This is a genomic window from Streptococcus sp. HMSC072C09 (assembly GCF_001813105.1).
Taxonomy (GTDB): Bacteria; Bacillota; Bacilli; order Lactobacillales; family Streptococcaceae; genus Streptococcus.
Genome location: NZ_KV811500.1, coordinates 226126 through 239719 on the forward strand (window position 1 = coordinate 226126; position 13594 = coordinate 239719).

Below are 13594 nucleotides of genomic sequence, written 5' to 3' on the forward strand. Positions count from 1 at the left end.
GAATTACCGATTTCTGTCCCACTCTCTTTTTGTTTGCATTGAAAAAAGTGATGAAATGTCGTATGATAAACGTGTAAGGTTTCCCAATAGGAGGTGTTCCAGATGGACTTTCGTTTAGATCAAAGTTTAGTAGCTCTTGGTATTGATACAGTTGTGGTCGGAATTGCTAGAAATGTGGATCCTCAAGCAGTTTTGCTCCCTTCTTTTCTTGAAAAGAAGAAAGAGCTTGAACAATGGGCGCTCCAGTGTCAGACAGAAGAAGTAGGGGCATCTCCTGTCATTAAAGGGTATACAGACCTTTTGCAAAAAGTAGGGCGTAGCATCAAGAAAAATCCACCAACAGTCCTAGCTCTTATCCGAAACATCCAGCATCGAGGAGCTCTTCCTCAGATCAATAGCATCATCGATATCTATAATGTCGAATCGCTGAAGTCTTTTCTCGCGATCGGAGGACATGACCTAGATAAGATTGAGGGACCGATTGAATTTACAGTGAGTCAAAGAGACGATCTCTTTCTCCCTATCCTTTCTAGTGAAAAACATGTCGCACCGACAGATCCTGTCTACCGGGATCAAAAAGGAGTTCTGGCTTGGTTGGATGTACGCGATAGTGACCATTACAAATTTGAGGAGACTACGCAAAACGCCCTCTTTGTCATCCAAGGAAATACCGAGACGTCAGTCGAGATGCGTTTAGAAGCGCTAGAACGAATCCACAAGGACCTTGCTCTTTGCATGCCTCAGCTTCAATTTGAGAAATTTCTCGTCACACAAAATGGAGTGGAAAAGGTCGTGTAAACAGCGAAAATCATTTTCATGAAATTTTCAATTTGACAAAGTAATCCATTTGCGGTAAGATATTGTTCGGGCACCTCATTTTGAGGTCGGAGCTCCCTAAGGATTAGGGAGCTATTTTTGTTTTTTCTGCAAAGAGGAATGGCCTCTACAACAATAGAAGAAGAGGAAAGCACATGTCAACAAAATATATTTTTGTCACGGGTGGTGTCGTATCATCCATCGGGAAAGGGATTGTCGCAGCAAGTCTTGGTCGCTTGCTCAAAAATCGTGGATTGAAAGTGACGATCCAAAAATTTGACCCTTATATCAATATTGACCCAGGGACGATGAGTCCTTACCAACACGGGGAAGTATTTGTCACAGACGATGGCGCAGAGACAGACTTGGACCTTGGTCACTATGAACGCTTCATTGATATCAATCTGAATAAGTACTCAAATGTGACAACAGGGAAAATTTATAGCGAAGTCCTTCGCAAGGAACGTCGTGGAGAATACTTGGGCGCGACTGTACAGGTGATTCCTCATATTACAGATGCCTTGAAAGAAAAGATCAAACGAGCAGCGACGACGACGGATTCAGATGTCATCATCACAGAAGTCGGGGGAACAGTTGGAGACATTGAGTCCCTTCCTTTCCTTGAAGCTCTTCGTCAAATGAAGGCAGATGTTGGTGCTGAAAACGTTATGTACATCCACACCACTCTTCTACCTTACTTGAAGGCTGCGGGAGAAATGAAAACCAAGCCGACCCAACACTCTGTGAAAGAATTGCGTGGTCTTGGAATTCAACCAAATATGTTGGTCATCCGTACAGAAAAACCAGCTGGTCAAGGAATTAAGAACAAGTTGGCTCAATTCTGTGATGTGGCACCAGAAGCTGTCATCGAGTCACTTGATGTGGAACATTTGTACCAAATCCCATTGAACTTGCAAGCACAAAATATGGACCAAATCGTTTGTGACCATTTGAAATTGGATGTTCCTGCAGCAGATATGACAGAATGGTCTGCGATGGTCGACAAGGTCATGAACCTCAAGAAGCAGGTCAAGATTTCCTTGGTTGGAAAATACGTAGAATTGCAAGATGCCTACATTTCTGTCGTTGAGGCCTTGAAGCACTCAGGGTATGCCAATGATGCAGAGGTCAAGATTAATTGGGTCAATGCCAATGATGTGACAGCTGAAAATGTGGCAGAACTCCTTGGAGATGCGGATGGGATCATCGTCCCAGGTGGTTTTGGTCAACGGGGGACAGAAGGAAAAATTCAAGCCATCAAGTATGCGCGTGAACAAGACGTCCCAATGTTGGGTGTCTGCTTGGGTATGCAGTTAACCTGTATCGAATTTGCCCGTCACGTTTTAGGCTTGGAAGGGGCCAATTCATCCGAATTGGATCCAGAAACCAAGTATCCAATTATCGATATCATGCGGGACCAAATTGATGTGGAAGACATGGGAGGAACGCTCCGTCTCGGTCTTTACCCATCTAAACTCAAACGAGGATCAAAAGCAGCCGCTGCCTATGACAATCAAGAAGTGGTGCAACGTCGCCACCGTCACCGTTATGAGTTTAACAATGCTTTCCGTGAACAGTTCGAAGAAGCAGGATTTGTCTTCTCAGGCGTTTCACCAGACAACCGTTTGGTCGAAATCGTTGAAATCCCAGAAAACAAATTCTTTGTTGCTTGCCAATACCACCCAGAATTGTCAAGCCGTCCAAACCGCCCAGAAGGACTTTACACAGCCTTTATCACAGCGGCAGTTGAAAACCATGATAGCAAATAAAAATCAAGGGAGCAGGTCCTTCGACCTGCTCCCTTTTTGTGAAAAAATGACAAACTCTGAAAAAAGTTTGAAAAAAATCTTGACAAAAAAGTCGTTGATTGATATACTAGTAAAGTACTCAATCGCGGGGATGGCGGAATTGGCAGACGCGCAGGACTAAGGATCCTGTGACCGCTTTAGGTCGTGAGGGTTCAAGTCCCTCTCTCCGCATCGGATCAAGATAGCTTCTGCTATCTTTTTTTGTTTTCAAATATCTTTGTGGTAGAATAGGTATGAGATGAGGTGAGAACATGAAGAAGAAGTATCTGGTTTTGGTCGATGGCCTCTTTGCACTATTGGGAAGTGCCATTAATTTTTTCGGTCCTATCCTGATTTTAGCGATGGGGATAGGCGCATACAAATATACCTTTAGATACTTTATCGCCTTAAACATATGGAATGTTTTCATTTTTCTAATTGCGATGGCGTCTCAGTATCTGCTCAGAGATGAAAAAAGAATCAAAAAATGGATTCTTTATCTTTTTCTGATAGCGGGCAGTATTCTCTTTCTTGCGTCAATCCTTGCTGTGGGTGAGAATATTCCCGTTCTTGAGGGTTTGGTAAACGAACTTCTTGGGAAAATGTTTACTGACAGTCAGTTATTTGCTGCTTATTTCTATTCTCAATGGGTTGCAGCGGTATCCTTTGTGATTTGCGGGATTGCTTTTCTCCTTTCGTTAAAAAATTTTAAAGAGAAAGATTGAAAGGGGCTTAAGCTCCTTTTTTGCTTTTTGAATAGGATGGAAGTCTTAGGAGGGAGAGGGTTCCTCCTCATTTATCGTAAGAAATCGCTTAAAGCTACAGGAAAAGCTAGCAATTTCATCTAAAAAGTGATAAAATAAACAATGTAAGTGGGATTAACCCCACAAAAATTTATAGGAGGCCTATAACAAATGGCAATCGTTTCAGCAGAAAAATTTGTCCAAGCAGCTCGTGACAATGGTTATGCAGTTGGTGGATTTAACACAAACAACCTTGAGTGGACTCAAGCTATCTTGCGTGCAGCAGAAGCTAAGAAAGCTCCAGTACTTATCCAAACTTCTATGGGTGCTGCTAAATACATGGGTGGTTACAAAGTATGTAAAGCCCTTATTGAAAACCTTGTAGAATCAATGGGTATTACTGTACCAGTTGCTATTCACCTTGACCATGGTCACTACGACGATGCTCTTGAATGTATCGAAGCTGGTTACACTTCAATCATGTTTGACGGTTCACACCTTCCAGTTGAAGAAAACCTTAAATTGGCGAAAGATGTCGTTGAAAAAGCTCATGCTAAAGGTATCTCAGTAGAAGCTGAAGTTGGTACTATCGGTGGTGAAGAAGACGGTATCATCGGTGACGGTGAATTGGCACCAATCGAAGACGCTAAAGCAATGGTTGCTACAGGAATCGACTTCTTGGCTGCAGGTATCGGTAACATCCACGGTCCTTACCCAGCAAACTGGAAAGGTCTTCACCTTGACCACTTGCAAAAATTGACTGAAGCTGTTCCAGGATTCCCAATCGTATTGCACGGTGGATCAGGTATCCCTGATGATCAAATCCAAGCAGCGATCAAACTTGGTGTTGCGAAAGTTAACGTGAACACTGAATGCCAAATCGCATTTGCAAATGCTACTCGTCAATTCGTACGTGAATATGATGCAAACGAAGCAGAATACGACAAGAAGAAACTCTTCGACCCACGTAAATTCTTGAAACCAGGTTTCGAAGCAATTACAGCAGCTGTTGAAGAACGTATCGACGTATTCGGTTCAGAAGGCAAAGCTTAATTAAAAACAGGAAAGCAAGGTCTCATGTGGATCTTGTTTTTTTGTATGGAAAAGGTTGCTTCCAGGATTTAATTTTTGTACAATATGCCTATGAAAAAATTCAAACTGTGGAGCTGGATCATTTTTGTTGTTCTTATCCTTTTTCTAGGAGGTACATTTGGTTTTCACCAACTTAGTTTGCAAAAAGAAAGTAAGCTTCTCACTCCTATCGGTAAAGAGGTCACGGTCAACGGACATCGAATGAATGTCTCTGTTAAAGGAGAAGGACCTCAAACAATCGTTTTTCTTTCCGGTGCAGGTATCGCCTCTCCTATTTTAGACTTTAAGGATCTATCAGATTCCCTATCCCAAAAATACAAAGTTGTTGTCGTGGAGCGAGCAGGATATGGTTTTAGCCAAGATAGTGATCGTTCAAGAGATGTGATGGAGGTCCTTTCTGAGACCCGTCAAGCTTTGGCGCAAGCTCATGTTTCAGGTCCTTATGTGATTATTTCGCATTCTATGGCTAGTTTAGAGAGTCTTGCTTGGCAAGAGAAATATCCGAATGAAGTGAAGGCTTTGATTGGCCTGGATTGGGCCTTGCCAGCGAGTTATGAAGATTTAAAAGAACACCCAACTCTCATAACCTTAGCCTATTGGACGAGTAAGATTGGCCTGCTCCGTTATTTCCCTGAGTCCTTTTATATAAAAAATCCAACTCTGACTGAAACTGAACGACAACAATATAAATTACTAGCATATAAGCAGTTGATGTCACAAGCCATGCTTCATGAATCCCGTTTGGCAAAGGAAAATGCCAAGAAAGTTCCATCTAGCATTAATCCGAAAATTCCAGCCTTACTCCTGGTTTCTAACGGTGAAGGCACGACCTTTAGCCAATCAGAGTGGCAACGTTATGCAGAGAGATTTGCAAGCGACCAGTCTAATGTTCAAGTCGACTATATGGATGCGCCTCACGACCTCTATCATTATCAAAGCGATGCTATTGTTTCTCGTATTAAAGAATTTTTAGAGAATAATTGAGGGCTTAAAAATCCATTGAGACTGATGATAATAATTAAATGCTGAAGGATTAACAGTAGAATCGTTAATTTTCTCGATTAAAAAAATTCTTTTTCTTAACAATAAGCCTGCCCCTAAGGGCAGGTTTTTTGGTGTTTTAAGGAAACTATTAAACCAGAATTTCTGACTCAAAAGCATTATTTCAAGAGAGAAATTTCTAATTTCATAATCTATAAGCAAACGCTTGCATTCTTTTTTTTATTGGATTATAATAGGTTGGTATAAAGCCTTCTGTAATAATATTGAGTAAGTGTAGAAAGTAAGGATTTAGAATATTTGTAGTCAAAAATACAATGTTGCTTCTTACGATAGGGAGATAGATATGGCAATGATAGAAGTGCAACATCTTCGGAAAAATTTTGTGAAGACAGTTAAGGAGCCGGGGTTAAAGGGAGCCTTGCGCTCCTTTATTCATCCTGAAAAGCAGACCTTTGAAGCCGTCAAGGATTTAACTTTTGAAGTTCCAAAAGGGCAGATTCTAGGATTTATAGGGGCAAATGGTGCTGGGAAGTCAACCACCATCAAAATGCTGACAGGAATTTTGAAGCCCACATCTGGCTTTTGTCGGATTAACGGCAAGATTCCCCAGGATAATCGCCAAGATTATGTCAAGGATATTGGAGTCGTTTTCGGACAACGCACCCAGCTATGGTGGGATTTGGCTTTGCAAGAGACCTACACGGTTTTGAAAGAGATCTATGATGTACCGGACTTGCTTTTCCATAAGCGCATGGACTTTTTGAATGAAGTTTTGGATTTGAAGGAATTTATCAAGGATCCTGTGCGGACTCTTTCACTAGGTCAACGGATGCGGGCGGATATTGCGGCTTCCTTGCTTCACAATCCCAAAGTTCTCTTTTTAGATGAACCGACTATTGGTTTGGATGTGTCTGTCAAGGACAACATTCGTCGGGCCATTACCCAGATTAATCAGGAGGAAGAGACAACTATTCTCTTGACTACTCATGATTTGAGTGATATTGAGCAACTCTGTGATCGGATTTTTATGATTGATAAGGGGCAAGAGATTTTTGATGGAACGGTGAGCCAGCTCAAGGAGACCTTTGGAAAGATGAAGACTCTCTCCTTTGACCTGACGCCAGGTCAAAATCATCTAGTCTCTCATTATGAGGGTTTGCCTGATATGTCCATTGATAGACAAGGAAATACTCTCAATATTGAATTCGATAGTTCCCGCTACCAGTCGGCCGATATTATCAAGCAAACCTTATCTGATTTTGAGGTCCGTGATTTGAAGATGGTAGATACGGATATTGAAGATATTATCCGTCGCTTCTATCGAAAGGAGCTCTAAGATGGTCAAATTGTGGAGACGTTATAAACCCTTTATCAATGCAGGGATTCAGGAGTTGATTAGCTATCGAGTCAACTTTATTCTTTATCGGATTGGCGATGTCATGGGTGCTTTTGTGGCTTTTTATCTATGGAAGGCTGTCTTTGATTCCTCCCAGGAGCCTTTGATTCAGGGCTTCAGTATGGCGGATATCACCCTCTACATCATCATGAGTTTTGTGACTAATCTTCTGACTAGGTCGGATTCTTCCTTTATGATTGGTGATGAGGTCAAGGATGGTTCCATTATCATGCGCTTGTTGCGACCAGTGCATTTTGCGGCTTCTTACCTCTTTACGGAGCTTGGTTCCAGGTGGTTGATTTTTATCTCTGTTGGACTGCCATTTTTAAGTGTCATGGTTTTGATGAAAATCTTGTCTGGGCAAGGAATTGTAGAAGTGTTGGGACTAACTACCCTTTATCTTTTTAGCTTAACGCTGGCCTATCTGATTAACTTTTTCTTTAATATCTGCTTTGGATTTTCAGCCTTTGTATTTAAAAATCTTTGGGGTTCCAACCTACTTAAGACTTCCATAGTGGCCTTTATGTCTGGGAGTTTGATTCCCTTGGCTTTCTTTCCAAAGGTCATTTCAGATATTCTGTCCTTCTTACCTTTCTCATCCTTAATTTACACTCCGGTCATGATTATTGTTGGGAAATACGATGCTAGTCAGATTCTTCAAGCACTTTTGCTTCAGCTTTTCTGGCTTATAGTGATGGTGGGCTTGTCTCAGTTGATTTGGAAACGAGTCCAGTCATTTATCACCATTCAGGGAGGTTAGTATGAAAAAATATCAACGCATGCATCTGATTTTTATCAGACAGTACATCAAGCAAATCATGGAATACAAGGTAGATTTTGTGGTTGGTGTGTTGGGAGTCTTTCTGACTCAAGGCCTGAACCTCTTGTTTCTTAATGTCATCTTTCAACACATTCCCTCCCTAGAAGGTTGGACTTTTCAAGAAATTGCCTTTATCTATGGATTTTCCTTAATTCCAAAGGGACTAGATCATCTCTTTTTTGACAATCTCTGGGCTTTAGGTCAACGACTAGTTCGAAAAGGGGAGTTTGACAAGTATCTGACTCGTCCTATCAATCCTCTCTTTCACATCCTCGTTGAGACCTTTCAGATTGATGCCTTGGGTGAACTTTTGGTCGGTGGAATTTTACTAGCGACAACGGCGGCTAGCATTGCTTGGACTCTTCCAAAATTCCTGATTTTTCTAGTTTGTATTCCTTTTGCGACCTTGATTTATACTTCCTTGAAAATTGCTACAGCCAGCATCGCTTTTTGGACCAAGCAGTCAGGTGCCATGATTTACATTTTCTATATGTTTAATGATTTTGCCAAGTATCCTATTTCTATTTACAATTCGCTCCTTCGTTGGTTAATTAGCTTTATTGTACCTTTCGCCTTTACGGCCTACTATCCTGCCAGCTATTTCTTGCAGGACAAGGATGGACTCTTTAATATTGGTGGTTTGATTCTGATTTCCCTTGTTTTCTTTGTTATTTCCCTCAAACTTTGGGACAGGGGATTGGATGCCTACGAAAGTGCTGGTTCGTAAGAGGTCAAGTAAGACTAAAATCAAGAAAGGAACTTATGATGTTTGTAATTAAAGAAGTCAAGGGTGAAGATCAAAAAATGGCAGTTGTCGCTGAGATTTTAAGGGATTTGCCAGAATGGTTTGGAATACCAGAAAGCACGCAAGCCTACATTGAAGGAGCTAAGGATTTACGAGTTTGGGCTGCTTATCAAGAAAGTGATGTAGTAGGGTTTATAAGTTTATCATATTCGAGTGAAGATTGTGCTGAAATTGACTGTCTAGGCGTGAAAAAATCATTCCAAGGTCAAGGAATTGGAAGGGAATTAATTACGACTATAGAAAGAGAAGCAGTCAAACAAGTGGACTACCTACAGGTCAAAACAGTGGCAGAAGGTTCTAATAAGAACTACGATCGAACCAATGTCTTTTATCGTAGTGTTGGATTTAAAAAGTTAGAGATTTTTCCATCTTTATGGGATCCACAGAATCCATGTCAGATTCTGATTAAAAAGATCAACTAAAAGTGCTTGACATCCGCTATCAGAGTGCTATACTAAGAAGGTAATCGCCGATTTAGCTCAGTTGGTAGAGCAACGCACTCGTAACGCGTAGGTCACAGGTTCGATCCCTGCAATCGGCATAGGAAGAAACTGCTTTAAAGGAGCGAGACGACGAATGATGGTGATCACATATTCGTTCGGTCTCGCTCCTTTTTTGACCGCATAGGCGCCATTTTTGACCACTTAGTCAAAAGTCCTTGTCGCCGTTGGGGCTCTCTGCTATCATAGAATCATCAAAGGAAGAAACACTTCCGAATATTGAAAACGAGGTATATGATGATGAAAAAATTACTTGGACTTGGATTGATTCTTGCTGCTCTTGCGGTTGTCACAATGGGAATGGTTGGCTTTCCAAAGATCGATGTGAATATCTGGCCTATGTTCCCTGTTCTCTTATTTGCTTTCTTTACACTTGAAAATCTCTTGAAAAAAGATTACAAGGCAAGTGTTATCTGCGCCTTGATCGCATTTATGATCGCAAATGCGATTTACGATGTCCTGCCGGTTTCAAATGGTCTGGTCATCACAGCAGGTGTGCTCGCTTGCGTAGGTCTTAGTTTTCTTTTACCGGACAAGGAAAGCAATAAATAAAGGAGGGCTGGTCACTTGATCAGCTTTTTTACTTCTCAAAAACTACCTCTTGATGGGGAAAACGTGCCACTTACTGAAAAGCCCTTGTTTTGTTTTCAACAGCTGTTATAATGGTACTATCAAAACGTTGGGAAAGGAGTTTTATGAAAGTTAGAATCGAATTGGATCCATCAATGGACGAGCCTGAGATCTTGATTCGAGCTCCGCGCTTGACACCGGAGTTGACCCAGCTGCAAGAGAGAATCCTCGAACAAAAGATCGCTCCATTGGCCTTCTACAAGGATCGGAGTGAGTATTTTCTGGATGTGGCATCGATCCTCTTTTTTGAGACGGACGGGGAGAAGATTTTTGGACACACCAAGGACGAGGCCTACGAGGTCAAGCAGAAGCTCTATGAGTTGGAGGAACTGCTTCCCATCGCCTTTTGTCGGATCTCCAAATCCACCATTGTCAACGCAAAGCAGATCTACTCTTTGGAAAAGTCTTTTTCAGGGACCAGCACGGTCAATTTCTACCAGACCCATAAGCAGGTTCACGTATCTAGACGCTACTATCAACTCTTAAAAGAACGACTAAATGAAATGAGGTAATATCATGAGAAAAAAATTAATCGGAGTATTCTTAATCTTATTAGCAGCCTTACTCCTCTTACAGGGCTATTTTGTAAAATGGGACATCAGCATCTGGACCTTAGCTTGGGTCACCTTGCTTGCAGTCCTGTCCCTCTCTAGTTTCTTGAAACGTCATTTTGGTTGGGGCTTCATCTATGGACTTTTAGCTCTCTTTTGTCTCAATGGGCAATACCATTTCCTTCCAGTGTCCAATTCGGTGGTGATCCTTTCTTCAATTCTCGCTGTGATTGGGCTCAACATCTTGTTCAAACCCTCTAAGAAAACAAAAGCCCGCCTAGCTTCCTATTCTTCTGGTTCGATGAGTAAGTCTGATGGCAATGACATCGATGTCACTTTTTCCACAGTGACAAAATATCTCAATGACCAACACTTTACCCACGGAAGTGCAGATGTAAGTATGGGAGAAGCTTCGGTTTATTTTGACAATTGCCGGATTGAGGGTCCTTCTGCTCAGTTTGTTGTCGATGTTTCCCTTGGGAGTCTGAGCCTCTATGTACCAAGCGATTGGCGCGTCCATGTTAATGTGGATAATTCCCTTTCAGCGATCCAGCATCAGGAAAATCCAAGTGCTCTCACTAGCAAGGATTTCTACATTACGGGCGATGTTTCCTTAGGAAATCTGGAAATTATCTATGTAGGTACGAATTCGTTTTCTTAAGCTAGAAATGAAAAACTTTGGCCAAAAGCTTGCCAAGAGAGATTTTTTTTGGTAATATAGTACGGTATGTGGTGCTAGCACATCCGTTATATTAGATCTAATAGGAGGAAACACAGAAATGGCTAAAGTATGTTATTTCACAGGTCGTAAGACTGTATCAGGTAACAACCGTTCACACGCTATGAACCAAACAAAACGTGCCGTAAAACCAAACCTTCAAAAAGTAACTGTCCTTATCGATGGTAAACCTAAAAAAGTTTGGGCTTCAGCTCGTGCATTGAAATCTGGTAAAGTAGAACGCGTTTAATAAAGAAAAAAGGCTGGGCATAAAGTGTCCAGCCTTCGCTTTTTGATAGGAATAGTAGCATGACGCAGTGGTTGATTGGAACTACTCATGTTTGAAACATTCGTACTTCCTAATCAACTGTGCGGGGGTGGGAAAATTGAAAAGGTTTGGGGAACCTTTTCAATTTTTTTTATTTTACGGAGTTCTTTCCCACTCCCTTTTCTTTTTCTCCAGAGACAGCTGTCACAGCGGGAGAAGAATAGTCCCTACCCTTTTACAGTTGACCTCTTTTATGGTAAAATAGAATATAAAATACTTTTGAGGTAGAAATTATGACAGTAAAAATCAATACAAAGGATGGTCAAATTGAATTGACTGATGAGGTTATCGCAACTGTTGTAGGCGGTGCTGCTACTGAGATCTTCGGTGTGGTTGGAATGGCCAGCAAAAATGCGATCAAAGATAATTTCCAAGCCCTCCTAGGGAAAGAAAACTTCTCTAAAGGTGTTGTTGTCAAAACAACGGAAGCAGGAACTATCGCAGTTGATGTTTACACTGTTTTGAGCTATGGAACAAAAATTAGCGAAGTCTCAAAAAATATTCAAGAACGTGTGAAATTTAGTTTGGAAAATCAACTTGGAATCACTACGGATACTGTGAATGTCTATATTCAAAATATCAAGATTGTGGGAGAATAATCGTGGCTAATATTACTACAAGTTTATTTCAAGAAATGGTTCAAGCGGGGGCTACGCGCTTAAATAAACAAGCGGAATATGTAAACTCTTTGAACGTCTTTCCTGTACCAGACGGGGACACAGGAACCAATATGGGAATGACCATCGAAAATGGGGCCAAAGAAGTATCGGACCGTTCTGCTTCAACTGTTGGTGAAGCAGCAGGGATCTTCGCTAAAGGACTATTGATGGGGGCGCGTGGGAACTCAGGAGTCATCACTTCTCAATTGTTCCGTGGATTTTCTCAAAGTGTCAAAGACAAAGAAGAATTGGATGGAGCAGCACTTGCAGCAGCCTTCCAGTCTGGTGTAGAAGTCGCTTATAAAGCCGTTATGAAGCCGGTTGAAGGTACCATTTTGACGGTTTCTCGTGGGGCGGCCATCGGTGCCAAGAAAAAAGCAGAATCCACCAATGATGCGGTAGAAGTCATGCGTGCAGCTCTTGAAGGTGCTAAAACAGCTCTTGCTAAGACTCCAGATATGTTGCCAGTCTTGAAAGAAGTTGGCGTGGTAGACTCTGGTGGTCAAGGGTTGGTCTTCATCTATGAAGGATTCTTGTCAGCCTTGACAGGTGAATTCATCGCTTCTGAAGAGTTCCAAGCAACACCTGCAACCATGTCAGAAATGATCAATGCAGAACACCACAAGTCAGTCGCTGGCCATGTCGCAACTGAAGACATCAAGTTTGGTTACTGTACAGAAATCATGGTCGCTTTGAAACAAGGTCCAACCTATGTCAAAGATTTCGATTACGATGAATTCCGTAACTATTTGAACAACCTTGGGGATTCCCTATTGGTGGTGAATGACGATGAGATTGTCAAAGTTCACGTCCATACAGAAGATCCAGGTCTTGTCATGCAAGAAGGTCTTAAATACGGAAGCTTGGTGAAAGTGAAAGTTGACAACATGCGCAACCAACACGAAGCGCAAGTTGAAAAAGAAGAGCGTCAAGCCAAACCAGTTGAAGAAAAAGAATATGCCATCATTGCAGTCGTTGCGGGTGACGGATTGGCTGATATCTTTAAAGCGCAAGGGGTGGATTACATCATCTCTGGTGGTCAAACCATGAACCCATCAACAGAAGACTTTGTCAAAGCTGTTGAAGAGTTGAATGCGCGCAACATCATTATCTTGCCAAACAACAAAAATATCTTGATGGCCGCTCAATCTGCAGCAGAAGTGATTGATCAACCAGCAGCAGTTGTAGAGACCAAGACCATCCCTCAAGGATTGACCAGTCTTCTTGCCTTTGATGAAAGCAAATCGATCGAAGAAAACTACGAACGAATGAGCGCTTCATTGGGCGATGTTGTGTCTGGTAGTGTGACGACAGCGGTTCGCGATACCACTATCGACGGCCTTGAAATCCATGAAAATGACAATCTTGGAATGGTCGATGGTAAGATCGTCGTTTCAAACCCAGATATGATGGAAACCTTGGAAGAAACCTTCGATCATATGTTGGACGAAGATAGTGAAATTGTGACCATCTATGTCGGTGAAGACGGCAGTGAGGAGTTGGCAAACGAATTGGCCCAAGCCCTTGCTGAGAAGTATGAGGATGTAGAAGTGGAAATCCACCAAGGTGGCCAACCAGTCTACCCATACTTGTTTAGTGTAGAATAATTGAACAGAAGGTTCCTTTCGGAACCTTTTTTTGTAGATAGAAAAAGGAGGAGATTCCCTATGAAATCGATGTGATTTGGAGAAATTAAGACGGAAGTGAATCCTCCATTGAGACTTTATTAGTGAAGAAAAGGGGACTT

The 13594-nt window shown here is 41.8% G+C and carries 15 protein-coding genes and 2 tRNA genes; all 17 read left to right on the forward strand.

Going from position 1 to position 13594, the window contains the following annotated elements:
• Positions 1-102 precede the first annotated feature (102 nt).
• The 17 genes from HMPREF2893_RS05520 to HMPREF2893_RS05610 all read left to right on the forward strand — a co-directional run bounded on the left by HMPREF2893_RS05520 (position 103) and on the right by HMPREF2893_RS05610 (position 13454).
• A complete protein-coding gene (locus tag HMPREF2893_RS05520; protein WP_070674888.1) occupies positions 103-798 on the forward strand; it encodes a B3/B4 domain-containing protein in 696 nt (231 codons plus the stop codon).
• 173 nt (positions 799-971) lie between these two features.
• The gene (locus HMPREF2893_RS05525; protein WP_003004055.1) at positions 972-2585 is read left to right on the forward strand and encodes a CTP synthase; all 1614 of its coding nucleotides are present in this window, start codon (positions 972-974) and stop codon (positions 2583-2585) included.
• Positions 2586-2709: 124 nt separating this feature from the next.
• Positions 2710-2795, forward strand: a tRNA-Leu gene (locus HMPREF2893_RS05530).
• An 80-nt stretch (positions 2796-2875) separates the two neighbouring features.
• Positions 2876-3328 (forward strand): hypothetical protein, encoded by a 453-nt coding sequence (locus HMPREF2893_RS05535; protein WP_070674891.1) that lies wholly within the window; start codon positions 2876-2878, stop codon positions 3326-3328.
• A gap of 189 nt (positions 3329-3517) precedes the next feature.
• Positions 3518-4399: a class II fructose-bisphosphate aldolase gene (locus tag HMPREF2893_RS05540; RefSeq protein WP_003004573.1), complete on the forward strand. Its 882-nt coding sequence runs from the start codon at positions 3518-3520 to the stop codon at positions 4397-4399.
• Positions 4400-4483: 84 nt separating this feature from the next.
• Positions 4484-5422 (forward strand): alpha/beta fold hydrolase, encoded by a 939-nt coding sequence (locus HMPREF2893_RS05545; protein ID WP_070674894.1) that lies wholly within the window; start codon positions 4484-4486, stop codon positions 5420-5422.
• 361 nt (positions 5423-5783) lie between these two features.
• Positions 5784-6776: an ABC transporter ATP-binding protein gene (locus HMPREF2893_RS05555; protein WP_070674897.1), complete on the forward strand. Its 993-nt coding sequence runs from the start codon at positions 5784-5786 to the stop codon at positions 6774-6776.
• Between the two features lies 1 nt (position 6777).
• Positions 6778-7596, forward strand: a complete 819-nt coding sequence (locus tag HMPREF2893_RS05560) for an ABC transporter permease (RefSeq protein WP_070674900.1) — start codon at positions 6778-6780, stop codon at positions 7594-7596.
• Between the two features lies 1 nt (position 7597).
• Positions 7598-8383, forward strand: a complete 786-nt coding sequence (locus tag HMPREF2893_RS05565; protein WP_070674902.1) for an ABC transporter permease — start codon at positions 7598-7600, stop codon at positions 8381-8383.
• A 38-nt stretch (positions 8384-8421) separates the two neighbouring features.
• Complete coding sequence (locus HMPREF2893_RS05570; protein WP_049490445.1) at positions 8422-8883, forward strand: GNAT family N-acetyltransferase; 462 nt, start codon at positions 8422-8424, stop codon at positions 8881-8883.
• Positions 8884-8929: 46 nt separating this feature from the next.
• A tRNA-Thr gene (locus HMPREF2893_RS05575) sits at positions 8930-9002 on the forward strand.
• A gap of 199 nt (positions 9003-9201) precedes the next feature.
• Positions 9202-9513 carry a LiaF transmembrane domain-containing protein gene (locus HMPREF2893_RS05580; protein ID WP_070674961.1) on the forward strand — a complete coding sequence of 104 codons (312 nt, stop codon included), beginning with the start codon at positions 9202-9204 and terminating at the stop codon, positions 9511-9513.
• A gap of 143 nt (positions 9514-9656) precedes the next feature.
• A complete protein-coding gene (locus HMPREF2893_RS05585) occupies positions 9657-10103 on the forward strand; it encodes a LytTR family DNA-binding domain-containing protein (RefSeq protein WP_070674905.1) in 447 nt (148 codons plus the stop codon).
• A gap of 4 nt (positions 10104-10107) precedes the next feature.
• On the forward strand, positions 10108-10803 hold the full coding sequence (locus HMPREF2893_RS05590) for a LiaF transmembrane domain-containing protein (RefSeq protein WP_070674908.1): 696 nt from the start codon (positions 10108-10110) through the stop codon (positions 10801-10803).
• Between the two features lie 118 nt (positions 10804-10921).
• Complete coding sequence (gene rpmB, locus HMPREF2893_RS05595) at positions 10922-11110, forward strand: 50S ribosomal protein L28 (RefSeq protein ID WP_001140948.1); 189 nt, start codon at positions 10922-10924, stop codon at positions 11108-11110.
• 311 nt (positions 11111-11421) lie between these two features.
• Positions 11422-11787 (forward strand): Asp23/Gls24 family envelope stress response protein, encoded by a 366-nt coding sequence (locus tag HMPREF2893_RS05605; protein WP_003004393.1) that lies wholly within the window; start codon positions 11422-11424, stop codon positions 11785-11787.
• A 2-nt stretch (positions 11788-11789) separates the two neighbouring features.
• Entirely contained in the window at positions 11790-13454 is a 1665-nt protein-coding gene (locus HMPREF2893_RS05610; protein ID WP_070674914.1) for a DAK2 domain-containing protein, read from the forward strand.
• Positions 13455-13594 lie beyond the last annotated feature (140 nt).

What these genes read in the sequence shown, in the direction of transcription:
- HMPREF2893_RS05560 (WP_070674900.1), top strand. Translation starts at nt 6,778, where the DNA reads ATGGTCAAATTGTGGAGACGTTATAAACCCTTTATCAATGCAGGGATT.
- HMPREF2893_RS05580 (WP_070674961.1), top strand. Translation starts at nt 9,202, where the DNA reads ATGAAAAAATTACTTGGACTTGGATTGATTCTTGCTGCTCTTGCGGTT.
- HMPREF2893_RS05570 (WP_049490445.1), top strand. Translation starts at nt 8,422, where the DNA reads ATGTTTGTAATTAAAGAAGTCAAGGGTGAAGATCAAAAAATGGCAGTT.
- HMPREF2893_RS05520 (WP_070674888.1), top strand. Translation starts at nt 103, where the DNA reads ATGGACTTTCGTTTAGATCAAAGTTTAGTAGCTCTTGGTATTGATACA.
- HMPREF2893_RS05545 (WP_070674894.1), top strand. Translation starts at nt 4,484, where the DNA reads ATGCCTATGAAAAAATTCAAACTGTGGAGCTGGATCATTTTTGTTGTT.
- HMPREF2893_RS05535 (WP_070674891.1), top strand. Translation starts at nt 2,876, where the DNA reads ATGAAGAAGAAGTATCTGGTTTTGGTCGATGGCCTCTTTGCACTATTG.
- HMPREF2893_RS05555 (WP_070674897.1), top strand. Translation starts at nt 5,784, where the DNA reads ATGGCAATGATAGAAGTGCAACATCTTCGGAAAAATTTTGTGAAGACA.
- HMPREF2893_RS05590 (WP_070674908.1), top strand. Translation starts at nt 10,108, where the DNA reads ATGAGAAAAAAATTAATCGGAGTATTCTTAATCTTATTAGCAGCCTTA.
- rpmB (WP_001140948.1), top strand. Translation starts at nt 10,922, where the DNA reads ATGGCTAAAGTATGTTATTTCACAGGTCGTAAGACTGTATCAGGTAAC.
- HMPREF2893_RS05540 (WP_003004573.1), top strand. Translation starts at nt 3,518, where the DNA reads ATGGCAATCGTTTCAGCAGAAAAATTTGTCCAAGCAGCTCGTGACAAT.
- HMPREF2893_RS05585 (WP_070674905.1), top strand. Translation starts at nt 9,657, where the DNA reads ATGAAAGTTAGAATCGAATTGGATCCATCAATGGACGAGCCTGAGATC.
- HMPREF2893_RS05525 (WP_003004055.1), top strand. Translation starts at nt 972, where the DNA reads ATGTCAACAAAATATATTTTTGTCACGGGTGGTGTCGTATCATCCATC.
- HMPREF2893_RS05565 (WP_070674902.1), top strand. Translation starts at nt 7,598, where the DNA reads ATGAAAAAATATCAACGCATGCATCTGATTTTTATCAGACAGTACATC.
- HMPREF2893_RS05605 (WP_003004393.1), top strand. Translation starts at nt 11,422, where the DNA reads ATGACAGTAAAAATCAATACAAAGGATGGTCAAATTGAATTGACTGAT.